The organism is Enterococcus sp. DIV0213h, from assembly GCF_051711285.1.
GTDB lineage: Bacteria > Bacillota > Bacilli > Lactobacillales > Enterococcaceae > Enterococcus_D > Enterococcus_D casseliflavus.
Genome location: NZ_JBIOMH010000001.1, coordinates 3,615,437 through 3,638,355, shown reverse-complemented (window position 1 = coordinate 3,638,355; position 22,919 = coordinate 3,615,437). Strand labels below are relative to the sequence as shown.

General features: G+C 38.0%; 18 protein-coding genes and 1 pseudogene. 13 read left to right on the top strand and 6 right to left on the bottom strand.

What is annotated here, in order from left to right; genetic code table 11:
• Nucleotides 1-128 precede the first annotated feature (128 nt).
• Complete coding sequence (locus tag IGI77_RS17030; protein ID WP_413129669.1) at nt 129-1,598, top strand: MutH/Sau3AI family endonuclease; 1,470 nt, start codon at nt 129-131, stop codon at nt 1,596-1,598.
• Nucleotides 1,599-1,656: 58 nt separating this feature from the next.
• Here IGI77_RS17030 and IGI77_RS17025 read toward each other — a convergent pair whose 3' ends face one another.
• The 4 genes and pseudogenes from IGI77_RS17025 to IGI77_RS17010 all read right to left on the bottom strand — a co-directional run bounded on the left by IGI77_RS17025 (nt 1,657) and on the right by IGI77_RS17010 (nt 3,497).
• On the bottom strand, nt 1,657-2,082 hold the full coding sequence (locus IGI77_RS17025) for a very short patch repair endonuclease (protein ID WP_438770419.1): 426 nt from the start codon (nt 2,080-2,082) through the stop codon (nt 1,657-1,659).
• 443 nt (nt 2,083-2,525) lie between these two features.
• A complete protein-coding gene (locus tag IGI77_RS17020; protein WP_438770418.1) occupies nt 2,526-2,747 on the bottom strand; it encodes a helix-turn-helix domain-containing protein in 222 nt (73 codons plus the stop codon).
• A gap of 229 nt (nt 2,748-2,976) precedes the next feature.
• A pseudogene (locus tag IGI77_RS17015) lies at nt 2,977-3,200 on the bottom strand (helix-turn-helix domain-containing protein).
• Between the two features lie 78 nt (nt 3,201-3,278).
• A complete protein-coding gene (locus IGI77_RS17010; protein WP_438770416.1) occupies nt 3,279-3,497 on the bottom strand; it encodes a helix-turn-helix domain-containing protein in 219 nt (72 codons plus the stop codon).
• Nucleotides 3,498-4,107: 610 nt separating this feature from the next.
• Here IGI77_RS17010 and IGI77_RS17005 point away from each other — a divergent pair.
• From IGI77_RS17005 to IGI77_RS16980, 6 genes are all read left to right on the top strand, one after another.
• On the top strand, nt 4,108-6,066 hold the full coding sequence (locus tag IGI77_RS17005; RefSeq protein ID WP_438770414.1) for an alpha-glucuronidase: 1,959 nt from the start codon (nt 4,108-4,110) through the stop codon (nt 6,064-6,066).
• Nucleotides 6,067-6,204: 138 nt separating this feature from the next.
• A complete protein-coding gene (locus tag IGI77_RS17000) occupies nt 6,205-7,530 on the top strand; it encodes an ABC transporter substrate-binding protein (protein ID WP_438770412.1) in 1,326 nt (441 codons plus the stop codon).
• A gap of 91 nt (nt 7,531-7,621) precedes the next feature.
• Entirely contained in the window at nt 7,622-8,506 is an 885-nt protein-coding gene (locus tag IGI77_RS16995) for a carbohydrate ABC transporter permease (RefSeq protein WP_016621141.1), read from the top strand.
• Complete coding sequence (locus tag IGI77_RS16990) at nt 8,507-9,382, top strand: carbohydrate ABC transporter permease (RefSeq protein WP_438770411.1); 876 nt, start codon at nt 8,507-8,509, stop codon at nt 9,380-9,382.
• Between the two features lie 9 nt (nt 9,383-9,391).
• Entirely contained in the window at nt 9,392-10,108 is a 717-nt protein-coding gene (locus IGI77_RS16985; protein WP_438770410.1) for a hypothetical protein, read from the top strand.
• 27 nt (nt 10,109-10,135) lie between these two features.
• Nucleotides 10,136-11,770, top strand: a complete 1,635-nt coding sequence (locus tag IGI77_RS16980) for a glycoside hydrolase family 43 protein (protein ID WP_438770409.1) — start codon at nt 10,136-10,138, stop codon at nt 11,768-11,770.
• A gap of 169 nt (nt 11,771-11,939) precedes the next feature.
• Here IGI77_RS16980 and IGI77_RS16975 read toward each other — a convergent pair whose 3' ends face one another.
• Nucleotides 11,940-12,791 (bottom strand): helix-turn-helix domain-containing protein, encoded by an 852-nt coding sequence (locus tag IGI77_RS16975; RefSeq protein ID WP_438770408.1) that lies wholly within the window; start codon nt 12,789-12,791, stop codon nt 11,940-11,942.
• Between the two features lie 237 nt (nt 12,792-13,028).
• Here IGI77_RS16975 and IGI77_RS16970 point away from each other — a divergent pair, with 237 nt between their 5' ends.
• Nucleotides 13,029-14,603, top strand: a complete 1,575-nt coding sequence (locus tag IGI77_RS16970) for an ATP-binding cassette domain-containing protein (RefSeq protein ID WP_438770407.1) — start codon at nt 13,029-13,031, stop codon at nt 14,601-14,603.
• Nucleotides 14,604-14,639: 36 nt separating this feature from the next.
• On the opposite strand, the gene IGI77_RS16965 is transcribed toward IGI77_RS16970, so the two are convergent.
• Entirely contained in the window at nt 14,640-15,488 is an 849-nt protein-coding gene (locus IGI77_RS16965; RefSeq protein ID WP_438770406.1) for a helix-turn-helix domain-containing protein, read from the bottom strand.
• Between the two features lie 209 nt (nt 15,489-15,697).
• Between IGI77_RS16965 and IGI77_RS16960 the strand changes: the two genes are divergently transcribed.
• The 5 genes from IGI77_RS16960 to IGI77_RS16940 all read left to right on the top strand — a co-directional run bounded on the left by IGI77_RS16960 (nt 15,698) and on the right by IGI77_RS16940 (nt 22,784).
• Nucleotides 15,698-16,885, top strand: a complete 1,188-nt coding sequence (locus IGI77_RS16960; RefSeq protein ID WP_438770405.1) for an MFS transporter — start codon at nt 15,698-15,700, stop codon at nt 16,883-16,885.
• A gap of 865 nt (nt 16,886-17,750) precedes the next feature.
• Nucleotides 17,751-18,743, top strand: a complete 993-nt coding sequence (locus IGI77_RS16955; RefSeq protein ID WP_438770404.1) for an ABC transporter permease — start codon at nt 17,751-17,753, stop codon at nt 18,741-18,743.
• Between the two features lie 15 nt (nt 18,744-18,758).
• Nucleotides 18,759-19,643 carry a carbohydrate ABC transporter permease gene (locus tag IGI77_RS16950; protein WP_008381795.1) on the top strand — a complete coding sequence of 295 codons (885 nt, stop codon included), beginning with the start codon at nt 18,759-18,761 and terminating at the stop codon, nt 19,641-19,643.
• A gap of 48 nt (nt 19,644-19,691) precedes the next feature.
• Nucleotides 19,692-21,299: an ABC transporter substrate-binding protein gene (locus tag IGI77_RS16945; protein ID WP_438770403.1), complete on the top strand. Its 1,608-nt coding sequence runs from the start codon at nt 19,692-19,694 to the stop codon at nt 21,297-21,299.
• The gene (locus IGI77_RS16940) at nt 21,300-22,784 is read left to right on the top strand and encodes a glycoside hydrolase family 32 protein (RefSeq protein WP_034869507.1); all 1,485 of its coding nucleotides are present in this window, start codon (nt 21,300-21,302) and stop codon (nt 22,782-22,784) included.
• The last annotated feature ends 135 nt before the right edge of the window (nt 22,785-22,919 follow it).

Sequence of the window (22,919 nt, the reverse complement as noted above, 5' to 3'; positions counted from 1 at the left end):
CATTATACACTAAAATTAAAAAAAGATCAAGATCTAAATTCAATTTATTGATGTTATAATAAACATATGAAGAAAGTCAGGATATGAATGAAATATGTATATAAATAATTTAAAGAAGGATGAAGAATTTGGAAAAAAATTTGCATTGCTTTACAAAAAAAGATTTAGTAATGATTTTGGACAATGTTCTGGAAAAGACATTAGGTGAAGTGGATAAAAACCGCGTGTTTGATCGTACGATAGTCCATCCCAAAATTACAGGTATTGCTGGCGACGTGATTGAGCAGTCTGTTTTAGGATATCCTGCTGATTCAAGACAAGAACCTGATTTGATAGTTGACGGTGAGGAAGTGGAACTGAAAACTACAGGACTTAGAATGTCTAAAAAGGTCAAAGGTCAATTTGAAGCGAAAGAACCGATGTCTATTACCGCAGTTTCTCCCAAATCTATCATTACACAAGATTTTGAAAGTTCACATTTTTGGAAAAAGTTAGAAAAAATGCTTTTAGTTTATTATTTATATGATTCTGATGTGACAGTACCAGCTGCCGCATATGCTGATTTTCCAATCAAAGGTTATGATTTTCATGAATTTGATGAAGCAGATAAAGAACGATTGTCGAATGATTGGTCTCTAGTAAAAAACTATATCGTAGAATTGCAGTCAGAGGAAATTCCGGAAGAACATTACTCGACGATTTCATCTAAACTTAGACCACATTTGATGTTGATAGATACCGCACCTAAATGGCCCAATCCACCTAGGTTTCGTTTGAAAAGGTCGACGGTCACTACTATGGTTCAAAAGTATTTTGGTAAACGATTTGAAGAATTGGATAAGGATTTTGGTACATATGCTGAGATCGATCAACAGCTTAAAGAGTTTACATTGAATTATCAGGGAATGACGGTTTTACAATTGATGGAACATTTTGATATTCCAATCAAATTGAATGATAAAAATGACGTAGCAAAATCTGTTACTGAGCAAATAGTTGTACGTATGTTTGGTGCTTCTTCAAATAAAATGAAGAAAATCGAATTATTCAGTGAAATTGGATTGAGAGCAAAAACTATTACACAAACATCTAGAGGAAATCGAACAGAAGATACTAAAATGTTCCCAATCGATTTTGATGAGTGGATGCAAAAAGATATACTTTTTGAAGAATCTACCGTTTATGCTGAATTCAACGAGCAACAATTTTTATTTATCATTTTCGAGGAAAGTTCTTCTAAAGATAAATTACTTGAAAAACGATTTAAAGGGTTTAAACGTTTGTCTTTCGATGAACAGTTTATTGAGACAGAGGTACGCCCGATTTGGGAATCTGTTCGTTATTTGATTTTTGAGAACAAGCTAGTTGAAACTGTGAAAAAAAAGAAAGATGGACAAGTGCGTGTCAATAAAAATGGAACGGTGATGACATCGATAAATTTCCCTAAATCAGCAACTAATACTGTATTTTTTAGGGGATCTGGTGCGGATTCATCTGATAAACCCGTAGAGATCAATGGTATTTCAATGTATCGCCAAGATCTCTGGATAAAAGGCAAAATACTTGTCGATATGTTGAACAAAATGCCCTTCCTATAAGGATAAATAAAAAAAGTGAGTTGATTTATTGAGGAGATGCAATGAATCAACTCTATGTTTATTTGCGCAGTTCTATCCTAGTTAAAATATTGATCACACAGCTATCCAAATTTTTTAAAACTTCTTTTTCCCAAAAATGGATCGGTAACCATCCACTATCAATTAGAAGTTGGTCATTCTTTTTATCACGTTTGATGTTCTCCTCGATTTTTTCAATCCAATAATCTCTGTTTCGTTTCAATTTCTTTTTTCGATTTACCCAATCTTGTCCATGCCAAAATTCTCCGTCAACAAAAATAGCGATTTTATATTTTGTGATTGCAATATCAGGAGAACCAGGTAATTTTTTATAGTTTTTCCGATAACGTATGCCTTGGTGCCACAGGGAGAGCGCTAAGAGGTTCTCAGCTTTGCTTCCTTTCAAATGGACGTTCCCCATCCTTTTAGATGTTGCTGCATCTGTTTCTAACTTTCTATGTTTCATTTTATTATCCCCATCCTTTTATGATTAATAAAAGAGTAACATAACCGTCATACGCTAAGCGAATGAAGCGACGCGGTATTTTTTAATCAGGCTTGAAATAGTATTTGTTGAGTTTTCTTTATTGATTTATACAGTAAAGATGAACGTACTACGGGAACACATTGTGTACTTAATTATATTATAGCTCTTGATCTCTTGTGCTTATTGGGTTTTATTGTTGGTAAGCAAATTTTTTAAAAAAATTTGCTTATAAGAGTAATACGAAGTGATACCTATATAAGTATCACTTCGTGCTTATTATGTATTTAAAAGTCGATCGATAGAAAATCATTATTGAAATTCAAGTAATTTCGCTTTTTAAGCCTATCTTGTTATACTGTCTGTTTAACATGAATAGAATCGATAAAAATAATATACTAATGTTGTGCTGTCTATGAAAGCTTTCATTTATCCTCAATCGTCAAAATCTCACGAATATCATCTATATTCAAAGCCTCAGCTATTCGTTCGATGTATTCAATATTGATCCGTTGTCGTTTTCCACTGGATAGTTCACTTAGCCGGGCAATATCTATGTCCGCACGCCTAGAAAGCTCTCGTAAAGAAATATCATGTTTTTTCACAAGTTCTTGAATACGGATCACTAACACTTTTTCCTTATACACAAAAATCACCTCTTTATTGATGTTTATGTAAGTATCATAGAGTATAATGTTAACAAATCCATTGCTTTATTAGCAAACATTAAGTGAGTTCTTCCTATTTATCACTTTTAACCTAAAAACAGATCCAGTCATTAATATAAACAGAAAATCGGAGAGAAGAAACTGATTAATGAGCGTCTACTCATCTCTTAGAATGATTTAAAAGCGTTATTACAATGAAATTTCGGTATCAGTGCTCACTGGCTTTATAAGAAGTTCTGACATCAGTCATATTTGTTAAATAATCAATACTAGTATCATAATAATTTGCTAACTTTATCAACGTTTGAATAGGGATATCTAGCTCACCGTTCTCGTACCGAGAATACGTTGACTATAAATATTTAAAAGAGTAGCGATCTGGTGTTGGGTTAAATCGTTGTCTTCTTTCAAATCGCGGATTCGCTGAAACATTCACGTCACCTCGATACTATTCTAAATTATGCTCTTATCGCATATTGGTTTTTATGCGTTTTTGCTCATATCATGTTGTTAGTTACGAGGATAAGGATTTTGATGGTCCGTTAAATTAAGCAAATAATCGACGCTAGTAGAATAAAAATCTGCAAGTTTGATCAGAGATTGAGTAGGAATGTCTAATTTCCCTGACTCATAGCGGGAGTAAGTGGTTTGGCTGATATTCAGTAGTTTAGCAAGTTGTTCTTGATTCAAGTCTTTGTCTTCGCGTAAGTCGCGAATTCTATGATACACAAAATCACCTCATATGATAATATTAATACGGTCAAAGAGATTACAGCATAATAACAAATTGTACACATCGATTACTTTATCCATCAAAAAAACATAAATCATTTCTGTTATTAAATCATTTCAAACAGATTTGGTCTTGCTTTCCAAAACGGGTTTCTATACAATAGAGGGGAATAGAAACCGAATAAAAAAAGGCACCCCGTATCAGAGTTGGCGCTCCAATACGAGGCCTTGAAAAGTCACGCGAACTGACTAATCAAGTTGCCATAGTCAATACCCTAAGGTATCGACCTGTTTATTGTACCTAATATTCTGTTCTTTTTCTAGTAGGAAAAGCAGATTTTCTGGGATTTTATGCAGGATGCCTTATGCTTATTTCGCTATGTCAAAAGGATTGGACAGTCGTCCAATCCTTTTTTTGTGTTTCAAATGGGGAAGTTAAAATAACAGGGGATTGACGCATTCCAATTCTCAAACAGAGTGTCGGCAAGCCTCGGTTTCTATTCGTCTATCAAATAGTCAAAAAGTTCTAAGGAGGGATTCACATAGAAAGTGAAGTTGCTTGGAAACTGCCGAAAGGGATTTTTTAGATAAAAGAGGGGATGAAGCAATGAGAAAGAAAGACGAGTGTTGGCTAAAAAAGCGTGTAGCAACTGATGTAGTTTCGACATATAGTTTCGAGCAGTCGGACCAATTGACGGATACGATCAAACGAGAGATGCAGACATTATTTCCAATGTGCCGCTATGTGAAAGAGGCAAATGCAGAGTTATATTTCAAAAAGGCAATGGATGCGCTGCTTGGGGATGAAGGATTTGAGATCAGTTATGAGCACAATCAGACAGTCGTTTATGCGAACACTAGTAAAGGCTGGTTATATGGCTTCTTTGAACTTTACAAGCATGTGATTCGAACCACTGAGTTGCCAGAAAATTTGAGGTCGATTCCCAATCAAGCCATTCGTATGGTCAATCATTGGGATAATTTTGATGGGACGATCGAACGTGGGTACGCTGGAGAATCGATTTTCTTTTCAAACAATCAGTTTCGGCAAGACCATGAAACGGTACGCGACTATGCGCGTTTCTTAGCTTCCATCGGAATGAATGCGGTTTCTATCAATAACGTGAATGTTCGCGGAGATGCCAAATGGTTTATTACGGAATCATACTTGATCGAGATTAAAAAAATCGCAGATACATTCGCTACCTATGGGATTCGGACGTTTGTAAGTATCAACTTTGCGGCACCTTTATCCGTTGGAGGACTAACGACCGCCGACCCGTTAGCTGAGGAAGTTATTGCGTTTTGGCAAAAAACAGCAGATACAATCTATCAGGTAATGCCGGATTTTGGTGGGTTTGTAGTCAAAGCTGATTCTGAAGGGGAACCGGGACCGTTTGTTTACGGGCGTGACCATAATGATGGTGCCAATATGCTGGCACGGGCGTTGCAACCCTATGGAGGGCTACTGATATGGCGTTGCTTTGTTTATGACTGTTTACAGGATTGGCGAGATCGCTCAATTGATCGTGCCAAAGCTGCCTACGACCACTTCATGAAATTAGACGGTACGTTTGAGGAAAATGTTATTTTACAGATCAAAAATGGACCGATTGATTTTCAAGTACGGGAACCCGTGACGCCGCTTTTTGGCGCGTTAAAACACACCAATCAAATGTTGGAATTCCAAGTGACGCAAGAGTATACCGGACAACAAAAGCACATTTGCTGCTTACTACCGATGTGGAAAGATGTGCTAGATTTTGATATGAAGCATCCACTTGAACACGCCACAGTAAAGAAGATTCTACCAGAGCAAAGTCCAAATCCTAAATACTCTGGCGTGGCAGCAGTCGTCAATGTCGGCATGGATGATAATTGGACCGGACACAAGCTAGCGCAAGCGAACCTTTTTGGCTATGGCAGATTGATTTGGAACAATGAATTAAGCACAGAAGCTATTCTTTGCGAATGGATCGATTTGTCCTTTGAGTTAGATGATTCTGCAAAAAAAAGACTACTTGCAATCCTCGCTACGTCCTATCAGACCTATGAAAATTATACTGCCCCACTAGGTATCGGTTTTATGGTCCGTCCCAATCATCACTATGGGCCTGATGTCGATGGCTACGAATATGATAGATGGGGGACGTATCACTTTGCGGATAGAAAGGGCATTGGCGTCAATCGAACGTTAAAAGACGGCACCGGCTATGTAAGGCAGTATGCGGATGCTTGGTGTGAAACATACGAAAATGTAGAAACTTGCCCAGATGAACTTGTCTTATTTTTCCACCATCTGCCATACGACCATGTCTTACAAAGCGGCAAAACGATCATTCAACACATCTATGACACGCATTTCGAAGGCTATGAAAAAGTAGAGGAATATGTTACCGAGTGGGCTTCCTTAGAGGGACAAATCGATGAAGAAAGTTATCAAAACGTCGCCGAACGATTGCAAGAACAAGTTCGTTCTGCTAGAGATTGGCGGGATCAAATCAACACGTATTTTTATCGTAAAAGCGGCATTCCAGATGCACATGGACGTCAAATTTATGCGTAAAAAGAAAAATAAGTGCTAGGTTTCAAAGAAGAAATAGCTCGTTTAGATCACTAAGAAAAAAGATTTCAACCAGAGATAAATTTTTTGTAATATAAGTTAGTTTATCCAACTTACTAAAAAGAATCAGGAGGAAGAGTGATGGAAAAATGGAAAAAACAATTGATAGTGGTAGGTTCTTTGCTTTCGGTATCACTGGTGTTGGCTGGATGCAATGCTGGGAGGAAAAAGACTGAGACAACGGGGAGTGGTGATCGAGTAGAAATCAGCTTTAGTTGGTGGGGAAATGATGATCGTCATCAGGCAACCCAGGAAATGATCGCTCATTTTGAAAAGGAGCATCCTGAAATTTCAGTAAAAGGAGAGCCGAGCGGCTTTGGCGATTTGGATCAAGCCTTCACGACGAGGTATGCTGGCAATACTTTGGCGGATATCACGACTTTACTCTACAATTGGGTGCCGCAATTCGGGCAAAATGACGGGTTTTATGATCTTAATACAATCGATAGTTTGGATCTGTCCACCTATGATCCTGATTTTTTGGCATTCGGACAAGTTGATGGAAAGCAAGTTGCCGTTCCTTATGGGGAAAATACTTTAGTTATGTATTTAAACAAATCCGAATATGAAAGACATGGTATTGATGTCGCTACGTTGAAGACGTGGGACGATTATGTGGAAGCCGCTAAGAAGTTACCAGAAGGGACCTTTTGTGTCGTATCCCCAACTTGGCGTTTTCCGGTAACCATTTGGTTGCAACAAAAGACTGGAACGTCTGAGTTTGATGAACAGGGAAATATGAATTGGACAGAACAAGACTATTTAGAAGCGATGACTTGGTATAAGGAAATGGCAGATGCTGGGGTCTTCGTTTCAAGACAAGATTATTTAGAAAATGTCGGCTCAGAACCTGTATCCTTAGCCACTAACAAAAAGTGGATTGAAGGACAATATGCGGGTGGCATCGATTGGAATGCCAGTATGTCTTCTAATTATGAAGCATTGAAAGAAGTAGGGGATGAAATGGTCGTCGTTGACTACCCAATCGCAGAAGGCGGCACCGAGGTGAATTTAATGTCAAAACCTTCACTCCTTTTTGCCGTTCGGAAAAATGTCGAGCATCCAGAAGAAGTAGGCACATTTCTAAATGAATTTTTAAATGGCGAGGAAGCAAATAAAATTTTGGGTCTTTCCAGAGGGATTCCTGCTTCAAGCAAAGCGATCGAAGTATTGACGGAAGATGGACAATTATCAGGCGTGATGAAAGAAGGCTTTGAGTACGCCCAAAGTGTCGCAAAAATCAACCAAACACCGTTCTATGAAGATGGTACCTTAACGACTATTTACACTGCAGAAATGGAAGCTGTCGAATTAGGACGAACGGATTTAGAAACAGCTGCTCGCAACGTCTACACGAAAACAAAAGAACAAGCCGAAAAGCTTGCGAAAGACTATAAATTGCAATAGACAACTATCCGCATACTTTATGGGAGTGAATGGCTTTTGTTTGCTTCCATGAAGTGTCGTGAATCGTTGTCAAAAAGTTTGGAGGGATTTTATGAAAAAGGAAAAAGTGGGCTTGATCTATGTAACCCCTTGGCTGATTGGCTTTTTACTGTTGACCGCTTGGCCGATCTTGTCCTCATTTTATTACTCACTGACCGATTATTCTTTGGCTCGTGTCGGACAGACACCTGCATTTTTAGGCATTCAAAATTATGTGAATCTCTTTAAGGATCAAACGTTTCTTGATTCGATGCGGGCGACACTGATTTATACGGTGTTTACTGTGCCTTTTCAACTAGGGTTTGCATTGTTCGTTGCGTTTATTCTGAATTTCAAATTAAAAGCCATCAATTTCTATCGGACGGCGTATTATATTCCCTCGATTCTAGGGGGAAATGTGGCCGTTGGTGTGCTTTGGCGATCAATGTTTCAACCAGAAGGTTTGGTGAATATTTTTCTAGGAACCGTTGGCATCGAGCCAATTAACTGGTTATCGACACCTACAGGCGCAATGGTCGTCTTGATTCTCTTGAAAGTGTGGCAATTTGGTTCCTCAATGTTGATTTTCTTAGCTGCGTTGAAGGAAATCCCCCAGGATTTGTATGAGTCTTCGAGTTTGGACGGCGCATCAAGGGTGACCCAGTTTTTCAAAATTACGATTCCTTTGATCACACCAACCATTTTTTTCAACTTAGTGATGCAACTGAACAATGCCTTTCAAGAATTTAACGGTCCTTTTATTGTCACCGGTCGTGGTCCCCTCAATGCCACGTATCTGTCCTCGATGTTTATTTATGATAAAGCATTTAAAGAATTTGATATGGGCTACGCAAGTGCGGCAAGTTGGGTGTTGTTTGCGTTGATTGTTTGTTCAACGGTTCTTCTTTTCACGAGCCAAAAACGATGGGTCTATTATTCTGATGGAGGTGGGAAATAAATGGAGGCAACCCCTGTAGCATCTGTAAAAAAGAAGCACTCGAATAAGCATGGTCAAGCACTGATTCGCTATGTTTTGTTGACGGTCGTTGCACTGATTATGCTGTATCCAATTATTTGGATGGTTGGAGCGTCCTTCAAAACGAACACAGAGATTTTCACATCAATCGGCTTCATTCCTTCATCGATTGATTTCCAAGCATATATTGATGGTTGGAACACCAAGGGCGATTATACGTTCACCTTGTATTTTATCAATACCTTTAAATACGTCATTCCAAAGATTCTTTTTACTGTTGTCTCGGCGACTCTTACAGCCTATGGATTTGCTCGGTTTGACTTTCCATTCAAGAAAATCATGTTCTCGTTGTTAATGGCAACGATGTTTTTACCTCAAGTCGTAACCAGAATCCCCTTGTATCTCTTCTGGAATCGCTTGGATCTATTAGATACGTATGTTCCGTTACTGGCCAATTCATTTTTAGGACAAGAACCCTTCTTCGTGTTCATGATGATCCAGTTTATGCGTTCAATTCCACGGGATCTCGATGAAGCAGCGATCGTTGACGGTTGTTCTTCTTTCGGTGTTCTCTGGCGTGTCCTGATTCCGGCATTAAAACCTGCACTGATTTCTTGTGTGATTTTTCAATTCGTTTGGAGTTTCAGTGATTTCTTAGGTCCATTGATTTATATCACTTCACAAGACAAATTCCCAGTATCTCTTGCGTTGCGGCTCAACGTTGACCCATCTACTAACACCCCATGGAATCAAGTGTTTGCAATGTCGGTGATCTCATTGTTGCCAGCCATCATCTTATTCTTCAGCGCGCAAAAGTATTTTGTCGAAGGTGTCACAAGTTCGGGTATCAAAGGATAGGAGGTAAGTATGAATCCTTTCTTTCACGCTATTTCTGAGTGGACCGTTGCCATTGTCCACTCAGCCTATCGGCTTTTGGTTTATCAACTGTATTTCATCCTGTCGAATAGTTTACTCCTGATGCACTTGTTTTTTCTTCGATTGACTCTGAATAATATTGTCTTTTTTTGGGTACCCCTAGTATTTTTTATTGCAAGTCTGTCCGCTCAATTCGGCTTATTTAACAACCCAGAGCATTTATCGAATAGAAAGAACTATTCTCAGTACTATCGAGAATGCTTGAAGAAAAACTGGGGATTATATTTCTTGTATTCTCTGATCATTCTCTTGATTCTCTTTGGACTGAAAATACTGATAGTATATCAACGATCTGTTATGTTTTTGCCATTTGTCCTTACGAGCTGTTTTTTATTAAGCAGTATGCTCTTTGTCTTACTGATCTCAAGCGATTCCCGCGTCACTCAAATCCCATTTAAGAAGAAACTAGAATGGTCATTGCTGATAAGCTACCGTTTGCCTTCAGTCACTGTTTACAATAGTGCATTTATTGGACTGTCGATCTTTTTGATGCAGTATTTTTCTTTGGCGTATCTTTGTTTTCTTAGTGGTGCAATCAATTACGGCGTGTATCGTAATTTGATTCGACGATTTTCACTTGATTTGTTTTTTGAGGAGTGGGGCAACAAGAGCGAACGGCTTGAAATGAATACTAATCAAAAACTGTAGCTTAAATTTAAAAAAAGAGGTGTTTCTATGAAAATAAAAAATCCTGTCTTATCCGGCTTTCATCCTGATCCGTCCATCATCCGAGTAGGAGATACGTACTATCTAGCTAATTCAACGTTCGAATGGTTCCCTGGGATTCGTTTGCACGAATCAAAAGATTTGGTCCATTGGAAACTGCTGGATGCTCCTCTCGATTCAGTAGAGATGCTAGACATGAAGGGAAATCCGTCGTCTGGTGGAATATGGGCACCAGACTTATCCTATGCAGACAACAAATTTTGGTTGGTGTTTACCGACGTAAAAGTTGTGGATGGGGCGTTTAAGGACATGACCAACTATTTGACTACCGCAACGAACATCCATGGACCGTGGACTACACCGATTCGATTGAATGGCGTTGGCTTTGATCCCTCTCTGTTTCATGATGAGGATGGCAAAAAATACCTCGTGCAACAGACGTGGGACCATCGAGAGTATAAAAATCCTTTCAATGGCATTACACTGACCGAATTTGATGTAGAAACCATGCAGTTGAAACCAGAAACTGCTCGAATGATTTATGAAGGAACGAATGTAGGATTAGTTGAAGGGCCGCATCTATACAAAATAAATGGGCGTTACTATTTATTTGTGGCAGAAGGTGGAACTGTCTTTACCCATCAAGAAGTCGTAGCTAGATCCTCTTCACTGGAAGCTGATTCGTTCGAGACCGATCCTCATGGTCCGTTTCTAACCAATTACGATACGCCTCATTCATACTTGCAAAAGCAAGGACATGGGGCACTTGTGTCTACTCCGTCAGGCGAATGGTACTATGCATCGCTATGTGCAAGACCCTTACATCGAGAAAACGAGTCGGTGACAAATCCTCGCGGATGGTCAACTTTAGGACGTGAGACCGCCATTCAAAAAGTTGAATGGGATTCTGAAAACTGGCCAAGAATCGTTGGTGGACATGGGGGACAAACAAGCGTGGAGGCACCTAAAGATGCAGCACCTACCGAAGTTTTGAGTAGCCGCTCTCATTATGATGACTTTAGTGAGAAGCAGCTCAATAAAAACTGGCAGACCCTTCGTGTACCATTTTCAGCAGAAATGGGCAGTGTAGGCGATGGGAAACTAGAACTAATTGGAAAAGGAAGCTTAACAAATCGCCATGATCTTTCAATGATCGCACGCCGTTGGCAAACCTTTTATTTTGATGCAATAACAAAAGTAAAATTTGATCCATTTTCTTACCAACAAATGGCAGGACTAACCAATTATTATAATGACCAACACTGGTCCTTCATTTTTATCACTTGGAATGAAGAAAATGGAAAAGTAATTGAAGTAGCTGAAAACAACCAAGGAACCTATACGTCCTACTTAAGAGAAAATGCGATTGCCATTCCAGATGCTGTGGATTTTGTCTGGTTCAAAACAAAAGTCCGCAAGCAGACCTATAGATATGCCTACTCCTTTGATGGAGAAACATGGCAAGATTTACCAATCGAATTTGATTCTGCTATTCTCTCGGATGATTATGTATTACAAACTTGCGGCGGCTTCTTCACCGGAGCATTTGTCGGACTAGCAGCGGTTGACTATGCAGGCTATGACACAAAAGCTGTGTTTTATGAATTTGATTATCGAGAGATGGATGAGGAAGGGCGCAGTTAATTATTATATTGATCTAGAGTAAACTCATTTTTTGTGAGTTTACTCTTTTTTCGCTAATTTCTTTCAGTTGGCGGAAAAAGTGAACACCAACGTTGTTATAGCTTTTTGGTTTCTGCATAGTTCAGTCTTTTGTCCATCGGTACATAAAAGGAAATAGGTAAGCATTTAATTAAGAAGAGAAAACTGCCCATTCTTTTTTCACATGCTCTAAAATATCGTTTTCTTCGGTCATTTCCAACAAGAGAAAACCTTCACAAGCCATTTTGTAATCATCTATGCAGATAGCATAACGTACTTTGGCAATCGACAAATAGTCATATCGTTTCGCTTCTTTTCCTAGATCGATTGCTTCTTTGAGTAGAGGAATTGCAACTTCTTTATGGTTGTTCTGAATCAAAAGTAATCCTACATTTAATAGAATAGATAGTCTAATTGTAATCATAGGGGTAAATTTTTCATATTTTTCAACAGTTTCAAGCAGTTTTGGAAGAAACGAAAGGACGGTTTCTATCGGAAAGTAATACATAAAGCTATTAATTAGACGAAGCTCGCTATAGTACCATTCATCCATTTTTGACAATTTAGACCAGACATCACTTATGATGATTTTTGGTAAACAATCGATTTGCTCAATCTGGTCATTAGTCAGTAGAGTGAGACTTTGAATGATTTTCATCAAGTTTCTTATAAAAATATCGTCTGCTGTTTTCAAATATTTATTTCCTTTTTCAAGTAACCTGAAAAGTTGAGCAGTTTCTAAGTTCGACGTTTGTCTAAAGAAAAGAGTAATAATTTCATCCCTTAAATCATAGCTGAAGTCATTACATACAAATTGAAACTCTTCTTCACTCATATCAATTTGCAACAACAGATAGACCATCGTGTCATAGGAAGGTGAAAGTTTATTATTTTCGAATTTTGACAAGGTTGTTCTAGAAATGCTAGTGCCACAAACCTCGTTTTGACTTAATCCTTTACTCTTTCGTATCTTTTTGTAAATACTTCCTGCATCCCATCTCATAAACAACCTCCTTAAAAAGTGAGTACTCTGTACAAAATTAATTTCTCTAAAGAAAGTGTAATATGCTTTTTAAAAAAAAGAAAGAATAAATAGATAAGTTATTTTGTAGCTAAAATTGATTCAGAAAGTGAAAAAATAATTTTTTTAGGGGAAAGAAAGGTGTCTATGAGCGTACTGGTGATTCTCTTGAACAAATTTTGAAAGATCAGTATCAAAGATACGTATTGGAGGTAAATAATGTTTAGACTATTATTGAAAAAAAATAAATATTTGGGTTTCTTATCGATATTCTTTTTAGTATGTTACTCAGCGTATAGTCCTATTTTATCAAAATTAATTCAGTACAATATGTCTGTCGCAGAAGGTAAGTACGCTTTAGATCTGGTTAGATTGACAACAATAAATCTGAGTGTATTGATTCTTTTGTGTCTAGTTAATTGGTTTTCACAATATTTTTCAATTAAATTTTATTCTCGTTCACAAAACGAGTTGAATCAATTGCTTTACAGCAAAGCTGCTAAACATGTGACAGAAGAATTAAAGGTTTCAAAACTAATTAAGGTATTTAGTAATGACATCCCTTTAATCGTGGATAATTATATTCCTTCATTGATTAGTTTAATATATTTTGGTTTGTCATTTAGCTTTGGTGCGATTCTTATTTTCTCTTTAAACAAAATTATTCTGTGCTATCTGATTCTTATTGCTGTTTGTTCGTTACTCGTCTCGAAAAAAATGTCAAACAAGATATCCCCTTCTCAAAAGAAATACAATGATAGTTTGGGAAATAACTCAGACGTTTTGCTAGATATTTTTGATCACTCCATAATTAGAAAAGTATTTTTTCTAGATAATTTTTTGGAAAAACGGTTTGCTTCTTCGAGTGAACAGAGTGCAAAAAAAATGTTTGTATTAAAAAAAGAAAAGTCGATCGTAACTGTCTCAAATGATTCGTTTGCTTGGCTATTACAAATTGGTATGTATGTCATTGGTGCTATTCTCATTACACAAAAGAGCTTATCTTTTGCGGAATTGATTGCTATCACACAAGCTGCTGGTACAATTACAACACCTATTTTCTGGTTTTCCAATACGCTAGCAGATATTTACTCTTCAAAGGAAATTCGACAAGAAATGATGGAGTTTTTGCAATCAGAAGATTCACAAAAGCAAGAGGACTTCCATTCTGTTATAGATAAAGTAGAAATGAAAAATGTAACTTTTCTTATGGAAAACAAACGAGAAGTTGATCCAAATAGTTTTATTTTGGAGAAAGGAAATTCTTATGCAATGATAGGGAAAAATGGTAGCGGAAAGTCAACGATATATGCTGCTTTGATGCTGGCTAATAATAAATATCGTGGAGAAATTTTGATTAATGGTAAAAACATCCAACATTTGAAAAAAGAAGGTTATTTTTCTCAAATCAGTGCCGTGACACAAAACATAAAACTATACAACGGCAGTGTAATCGACAACATTACAGGCTTTTCTAGCGATGTGAATGAAGAGAAACTACGTAAGATAAAAAAAATGTTTATTAATGAGCAGGATGATTTTTTCTCGAAAGAGGTTAGCGCCCTTAGTGGTGGTCAAAAGCAAATGGTCTCAATTGCCAGAGCTTTGTATAAAGACGCATCATTTTTAATTATGGATGAGCCTTTTTCTGCTCTGGACAAAGTAATGGAGGAAGTTGTGCTGGACTATTTACTTAAGATTGATGATAAAATAGTTTTACTATCTTTACATCATTACGACCAGTTGGTATTAGATAGATTTAATGACGTAGTGATCATTGGAGAACGGTTATGAAAATTTAGTTAATGTAAGCCATCCGACGACCTGCCATCAACCCAAAAACTGTCGTCCTTCCTTCTCAATCAACTCACAAGTCCATTTATCCTCAAACAACGACGCCATCTGTCTTGCTCGCTCAAACAAATCCGAATCTCTGATCGCAAAACTTTTTCGAGCAGTGGCTAACGAATAGTAATCATAGCGCTTGCTCTTTTTTGCCAATAGCAGGGCTTGTTCCGCGGCTTCTTTCGCTTCTTGGTGTTGCTGCTCTTGCAGATAAAGCAAGGCGACATTCAAATGAATCGCACACTGTAAAGGCACAGTATTTTCTAGTGCTTCGTATTTTTTTAGCTGTTGGATCAATTGGCGGGCAATGGCGTGGGCCGTTTCAATTGGAAAGTGGTATAAAAGACAATTGATCAATTTGATATCATCAAGGGTCCAGTCGGAATAAGCTTGAAGCGCATCCCAGGGAACCGTCAAAAGAACTTTGGGCAGGCAAGGAATTTCTTTTTCTGCATTCATTGAGAGCGCTGTGAGAGAGTCGATTACATACAACAATAAGTCAATGGTTTTACTGACGGATGTTTTTTGGAAAAGTAAACATTGCTCTTTCAAAGCAAGCAATGCTTTTAGGTCCTGGTTGGAAAACATAGAGAAAAATTGATGCAAGATTTGTTGTTTCTCATTTAAACGGTATCCTTGGGCGATGTAAAAAAATTCATCAAAACTGCAATCGATTCGCGCTAAAAGTTCGATAAAAAGGGTAACGGAGGGTGTTAATTTTTCATTCTCAAATTTAGACAAGGTGGTTCTTGAAAGCAGGTCTCTACAAACTTGCGCTTGTGTGATGCCGCGGCTTTTTCTGATTTTACGATACGTGGTTCCTAAATCATTCATAGTTGCCTCCTTGAGCAATGTGATTATAGTGTACATAAGATAATTTTGCCCGTCAATCTGGTATAGTAGAACTATTAGACAGCTAGGCAACACCAGATAGAGGAGGCCCCACAAATGAATCAGACAAAATAAAATCCTTTACTTAGCAAATGGCGATCGATAACTAGAAAAACGAGCAATCGTTATTTCTAAGTAAAGGTGGAAAACAAATGAAGAAGAATCAGGGATTTACCCAATTGATCATTGGCCAAACAGTGGCGAATGTCGGGGATACCATTTATATTGTGGCAATTATCAGTTCTATTTTTAGCTGGACAGACTCTGCTTTGGCAGCGGCGCTTGTCCCGGTGCTAGTAACAGGAGGCGGTATCATTTCCGGCTTTCTCTCACCTGTCATCACGAGTTATTTTCGCTTAGAACAAGTGCTGAAGGTCAGCCAGATGTGCAAAACAGCCTTACTCTTTTTTATGACCGCGTATCTCTATTTGAAAGCTGAAACGATGAATCTATTGGTTTTATATTGCCTTGTCGCATTGATTTCGTTTTTGGACGGCTGTTCAGAACCAATTAGCCGTGCCTTGATCCCGAAATATGTGGAAAAGCATCGCCTCGTCAAAGCCAATGGAATATTCAATTCGATGCTTCAAACAGTCAACATCGGTAGCTGGGCGATCGGAACCTCCTTGCTGCTGGTATTTTCTGCTCATCAGTTGGTTTTATTAGACAGCTTTTTGTTTCTAAGTGCCTCGATAGTATTAGCGTTTTTGCCTAGAACGACTCGAGAAAAAAACGAAAAGCAGCCATTAGGACACCAGTTGTTTATTGGTTGGCGCTGGATTATGAAAGATCCTCTGGTTCGGGTGATCGTTGGCATGGACATGCTGGAAAGTATCGCCAATACAGCCTGGGTGTCCGCAATTGTGTTAGTATTCGTCCGAGAAGTGATGCAGGCACCTGATGCTTGGTGGGGCTATATCAACGCCACTTATTTTGTTGGTGCGTTGCTAGGAAGTTCGCTGGTGATGCGATTTTCCGAACGGTTTGATAAAAACAAACGAATAGCGATTGTAATGGGCGCTGTCTTAGGCGGACTGATCACCGTTGCCGTTGCCCTATCAGGCGACCGCTTTTTGATTCTAGGATTATCCGTTTTAATCGGGCTTTTTTCCCAGATCAAAAATATCCCACAAGCCTCATTGATCCAACAAAAAGTAGCAGCCGATCGATTGGTTGCCATCTACGCTGCCTCAGGCATCTTGAATTCCGGTGTTTTTGCTTTATTCACCTTGTTGATGGGACAGGTGGCAGATGTTTTTGATGTACGGTGGGTGTTTGTTCTTTCCGGCAGTTTATTGCTTCTAGTAGGGCTGATTGCAGGGAAGCTTAAAGTTAGATAAAAGTAAGAGAGATAGTAGTCAAGAGAAACTCTTTTTTACTAAGTTCTATAAGATAAAACTAGCTTTAACGGTTAGCTTAGATAATGGTACACACAGGAAGATGAAAAAGTAATTACGGCTAGTTAGGAATAGTCCCTGACTAGCTTTTTGCGTAGTGATCTAAACGCTCTTACATCGAGAATACAATGATTATTGTAGATTTGATCAGTAGCTGATCACAGATCATTCATATGCAAAAGCATTTCGTAGCTGAATGTTGAGATTGACTAAGTATGGGACTGCTATAGGAGGAAAGCGCAAGCGTCTCTATAGAAAACTTGATTACTTGAAAGAAAAGCTTTGTATTGATTTGGAGTAAACTCACAATTTTTTTGAATATCTTTAGTTTTCCGAGATTCCCCTAAAAAGCTCATCTAACAGCTCTTAACCTTATATACATTTACAAATTTAACTCTTATCTTTTCGCTTTTAGTTAGTTAAAAAGCAAAAAATAAATGTGAATCCGAGCTATTTTTAAATAATTAACTAGATAATCTTCCGATTGGAACGGTTAAACAGTGAATGATTGTTAGAAAATAGATTAGGGAATGCAAGTTGTGATAAGTAAACTCATAAAAGAAGAATGCTAGAAAAGTAGAGAAAAAATAGGATTAATGAAATAATCGAGATCATTAATTTTAACAATTTTCGTAAACCATAAATGAATTTAAGGAAGCTTAGTGTGGGTGAAAGAATAATTACAAAAAAATATTGACTTAAAAAAATGGCTATGGTAATCTATAAACGAAAATAGTGGGAACGTTTCCAAAAAGTATCTTCGTTAAATTTAAATTTTTTTTTAAACAAAAATGGAAACGTTTCTAAAATGTATCGGGAGGAGATTGAATTGGAAAAGACATTGGGACCAGGTGGTGAGATAAGGGCGGTACAACGGGATAAAAAAAATATCTCGAAGTGGGAAAAATTAAAGAAACAGTTGCGGCGTGATAAGTGGATGTACTTGTTGCTCTTACCAGGTATCATCATGACGTTTATCTTTAAGTATGTGCCAATGTACGGTGCTGTGATTGCATTTAAAGACTATAATCCTATGCTAGGAATTTTGGAAAGTCCTTGGGTAGGACTAGATCACTTTAGGGAATTTATCAGTTCACCAAATTTTACGCTTTTGCTGAGCAACACATTAAAAATTAGCATTTATGGTTTATTGTTAGGTTTTTTTCCACCAATTATTTTAGCACTGAGCTTGAATCAAATTATCAATAAAAAAATAAAACAGAAAATCCAGTTGATTCTATATGCGCCGAATTTTATCTCAGTAGTTATTATCGTGGGGATGCTGTTTTTGTTCCTATCCGCAAATGGACCCATTAATGGGTTAGTAGAAAAGGTTACGGGGCAACCAATTATGTTCATGTCTAATCCAGCTTATTTCAGAACGATTTATATTTTATCGGGAATTTGGCAAGGAATCGGCTGGTCATCCATTCTTTACACCGCGACGCTGGCGGGAGTCAGTACCGATTTATATGAGGCAGCAAATATCGATGGGGCAAATATTTTACAAAAGATTTGGCATATCGATTTGCCTGCATTGAGGCCTGTGATGGTGATCAGCTTCATCTTGGCCGCCGGCGGTATTATGAATGTAGGATATGAAAAAGCCTACTTGATGCAAACTTCAATGAACATCCCTGCCTCAGAAATCATTTCCACTTATGTATACAAAGTCGGCTTGCAATCAGGTGATTATGCCTACTCTGCTGCTGTTGGTCTGTTCAATATGATTATTAATGTCGTTTTATTACTGATTGTCAACAATATAACCAAGCGGCTAAACGATGGTCAAGGCTTGTAACGAAAGGAGAAAATTATGAATAGTGCTTTATCAAAAATCGACCGTCAAATCTTATGGCTGAATCGAGTGATTGTAACTTTTTTAGTCGTCATCACCATTGTTCCGCTGATTTATGTACTGGTAGCTTCTTTTATGGACCCAGCTACTTTGATCAATAAAGGTATAAGCTTCAATCCGAAAGATTGGACAATACAAGGATATCAACGGGTACTTGCAGATGACTCCATTTTACGCGGTTTTATAAATTCGTTGTTTTACTCTTTTAGCTTCAGCTTATTGACTGTATTTATTACGATGATCACTGCGTATCCTTTGTCTCGACCTAACTTGGCTGGGAAAAAGATTATTATGACTTTTTTTGTCATTACAATGTTCGTTGGTGGCGGCTTGATACCTACCTATTTATTGGTAAAGAACTTGGGCATGTTAGATAGTGTATGGGCGATTATCGTACCAGGTGCTATAAATGTGTGGAATATTATCTTAGCGCGTACCTATTTTAGTGCTTTGCCAAAAGAACTTTCTGAAGCTGCTACTATCGATGGGGCCAATGACTTGCAAATACTGTTCAAAGTCATGCTTCCATTAGCTAAACCAATTATGTTCGTGTTGTTTCTATATGCCTTTGTTGGACAATGGAATTCATACTTTGACGCCATGATCTATATCAAAGATCCCGACTTACAGCCGTTGCAACTTGTATTAAGAAATATTTTGATCCAAAACCAACCCTCACAAGACATGGTGGGAGCCAATACAGCCATGGCAGAAATGAAACAAATTGCTGAGTTGATTAAATACGCAACGATCGTCATTTCTAGTCTGCCATTAATCATAATGTATCCTTTCTTCCAAAAATATTTTGATAAAGGTGTTTTAGTTGGTTCTGTTAAAGGATAAGTATTGTTCACTATTTGTATGAATAAAAATTATAAAGGAGATTTTAAGATGAAAGCAAAATGGATGCTGCCAATCGTTTTTACTTCCGTACTAATTTTGGGGGCTTGTGGAGGCTCAAAAGAAAAGAGTACATCAAGCCCTGATTATGAACTAGAAAATGTCTCTTTTCCATTGAAAGAAAAAGTATCTTTAAAAATGATGTCTCAAAGTGCCCCTTTGGCTCCCAATGATCCTAATGACAAATTGATTTTCCAGCGATTAGAAGAAGAGACCAATCTCCATATTGATTGGACAAACTACAGTAGTGATTTTGCCGAAAAAAGAAATTTGGATATCGCTAGTGGTGATTTACCAGATGCCATCTTCAACGCCGCTGCAGGTGACTATGATTTATTAAACTGGGCGGAAAGTGGTGTTATTGTACCGATTGAAGATTTGATCGAAGATTATATGCCAAATCTGAAGAAAATTTTTGATGAAAACCCCGAATACCGACAAATGTCTACTGCACCTGATGGTCACATTTACTCTATGCCTTGGATTGAAGAATTAGGCGAAGGAAAAGAGTCGATTCATACAGTAAATGGGATGGCTTGGATCAACAAGGAGTGGTTGGATAATTTGGGTCTTGAAATGCCGCAAACCACTGATCAGTTGATGACTGTGTTGGAGGCTTTCAAGACGCAAGATCCAAATGGTAATGGTGAAGCAGATGAAATTCCTTTTAGCTTTATTAACAATGGAGGAAACGAAGACTTAAAATTTTTAATGGGGGCATTCGGTCTAGGTGATAATGATGACCACTTAGTCGTTGATAACGATGGCCAAGTACAATTTACTGCTAACAAAGAAGGGTATAAAGAAGCCATCAAATATTTCAACGAAATGAATAATAAAGGTCTTATTGATAAAGAGGCTTTCGAACAAGATTGGAATACGTATGTTGCCAAAGGGAAAGAACATAAGTATGGCGTGTACTTTACTTGGGATAAAGCAAATATCACGGGTGCAGATGATAGTTATGACGTCTTGCCAGTCTTAGCGGGACCAGATGGAACGAAACACGTTACTCGTACGAATGGCATGGGTTTCTCAAGAGATCGTTTCGTAATTACTAGTGCGAATAAAAACTTGGAACTTACAGCTAGGTGGATAGATAAAATGTATGAACCGTTACAGTCTGTCCAAAATAACTGGGGAACCTACGGTGATGAAGCACAGGCGAATATTTTTGAATTAAAGGATGGTATGTTAAAACATTTGCCTTTAGAGGGGACAGCACCGGGGGAACTAAGACAAAAAACCGAAGCTGGAGGACCATTAGCAGTTCTTGATTCTTATTACGGCACAGTCACTACTATGCCAGATGATGCGAAGTGGCGTTTAGATTTGATGCATGACACGTATTTGCCATATATTACAGAAGACAATATCTATCCACGTGTCTTTTTAGAAAAAGAAGAAACAGATCGATTAGCAAAAATTGAAACAGATATGTGGGATTACATCTATCGCAAAAGAGCAGAGTGGATCACCGGCGGTAAAATCGATGAAGAATGGGAAGAATACCTTGCTGAATTGGAACGTGTAGGTTTGGAAGAATGGATTCAAATAAAACAAACTGGCTATGATAATTTTTTGAAGGGAGCACACTAAGTGTTAGTAGAAGAAACGGCGATTTTGGATAAAGCAAATCGATTTATTGAAATGATGCGAGGAAAAGTTAACCCTCAGTATCGACAAAACTATCATTTTTCCGCACCCATCGGGTGGATAAATGACCCCAATGGGTTTATATATTACAAAGGGCATTACCATCTCTTCTATCAATACTATCCTTACGATAGTCGATGGGGGCCCATGCATTGGGGGCATGCGCGCAGTAGTGATTTGGTCCATTGGGAAGATCTACCAGTAGCGTTAGCCCCAGATCAACCTTATGACAGCGGCGGGTGTTTCTCAGGAAGTGCAATTGAAAGAGACGGAAAACTATATTTATTTTATACAGGCTGTCAAGAAATTGATGGTATTAGCCATCAGCATCAATGTTTGGCGGTCTCTGAAGATGGTATTCATTTTAGCAAATACAGTGGTAATCCTGTGGTAGCAGAAAAACAGCTAGGTGAAAATGGGCTGATACAAGAATTTCGTGATCCTAAAGTAATTGTTCACAACGATGCTTACTATATGGTAGTAGCTACTAAATCTACACAGTCTACTGGTAGAATAGTGATGTTTCAATCGTCAGATTTGTATACTTGGCACTTTTACTCTGTGTTGCTAGAAGGGACTTCAGAGCAAGGAATAATGTGGGAATGTCCTGATTTATTCCATTTAGACGGACGAGATGTCTTAATCATGTCTCCGATACAAATCAAGAAGAACGGACTGGAATATCATAATATCAGTTCTACCATGGCTTGTATTGGTGAGGTAAACTGGGAAACAGGTCAGATGATAGTTGATAATTTCCATGAAATGGATTTTGGAATGGATTTTTATGCACCACAAACAACAACAGATCCTAATGGTGGACGGGTGATGATTGCTTGGATGCAGATGTGGGATCGTACATTGCCTACACATGAGTTAGGCCATCTTTGGGCAGGCTCTATGAGTTTGCCCCGAGAGTTAAGAGTGAAAAAAAATCGATTGGTACAAAAGCCCATCTCAACTGTATATAGTCATTTAGTTTATCAACAAGGCAGTGAAAATATCGCAGTGACTGACACATCAGTCGTATTTCGAAACGCACTGTCGGATTCTTCATATTTACATCTAGTCGCAGATTTGGAGAAAGCAGAAGTTTTTACAATTGAATTACTGCGGTCTAAGACGGATTGTCTCAAACTAACTTATGACACTGCTAAACAGGTTTTTGAATTGGATCGTCAGAAACTAGGAAGAGAGCTTACAGGGGCGGAAGAAGAATCTCTGAATGTCCGAAAAGTTGAAGTACCTTTGATTGATAATCAGCTCGTTCTTGAGATTTTTAGAGATACCTCATCAGTTGAAGTCTTTATTAATGGTTTAGAAGTTATGACGGCTACTTTCTATGAGCTGGAAAAAGCTCGAGATATCTTGTTTCATTCGATTGGAGAAAGTCGTATTCAAGCTTTTGAAACAGCGAGTGTGAAATAAATGTTTGATTGCTTAGGCGGTGTATCAATTATTTAATAGGTTTTGAAGGATAATATTTTTAGAAAAGAACAGATAGCTAGATTTCCCATGGCTTTGCTATTAGTATTTTGAAAAAATTAGTAATTTATGACAAAA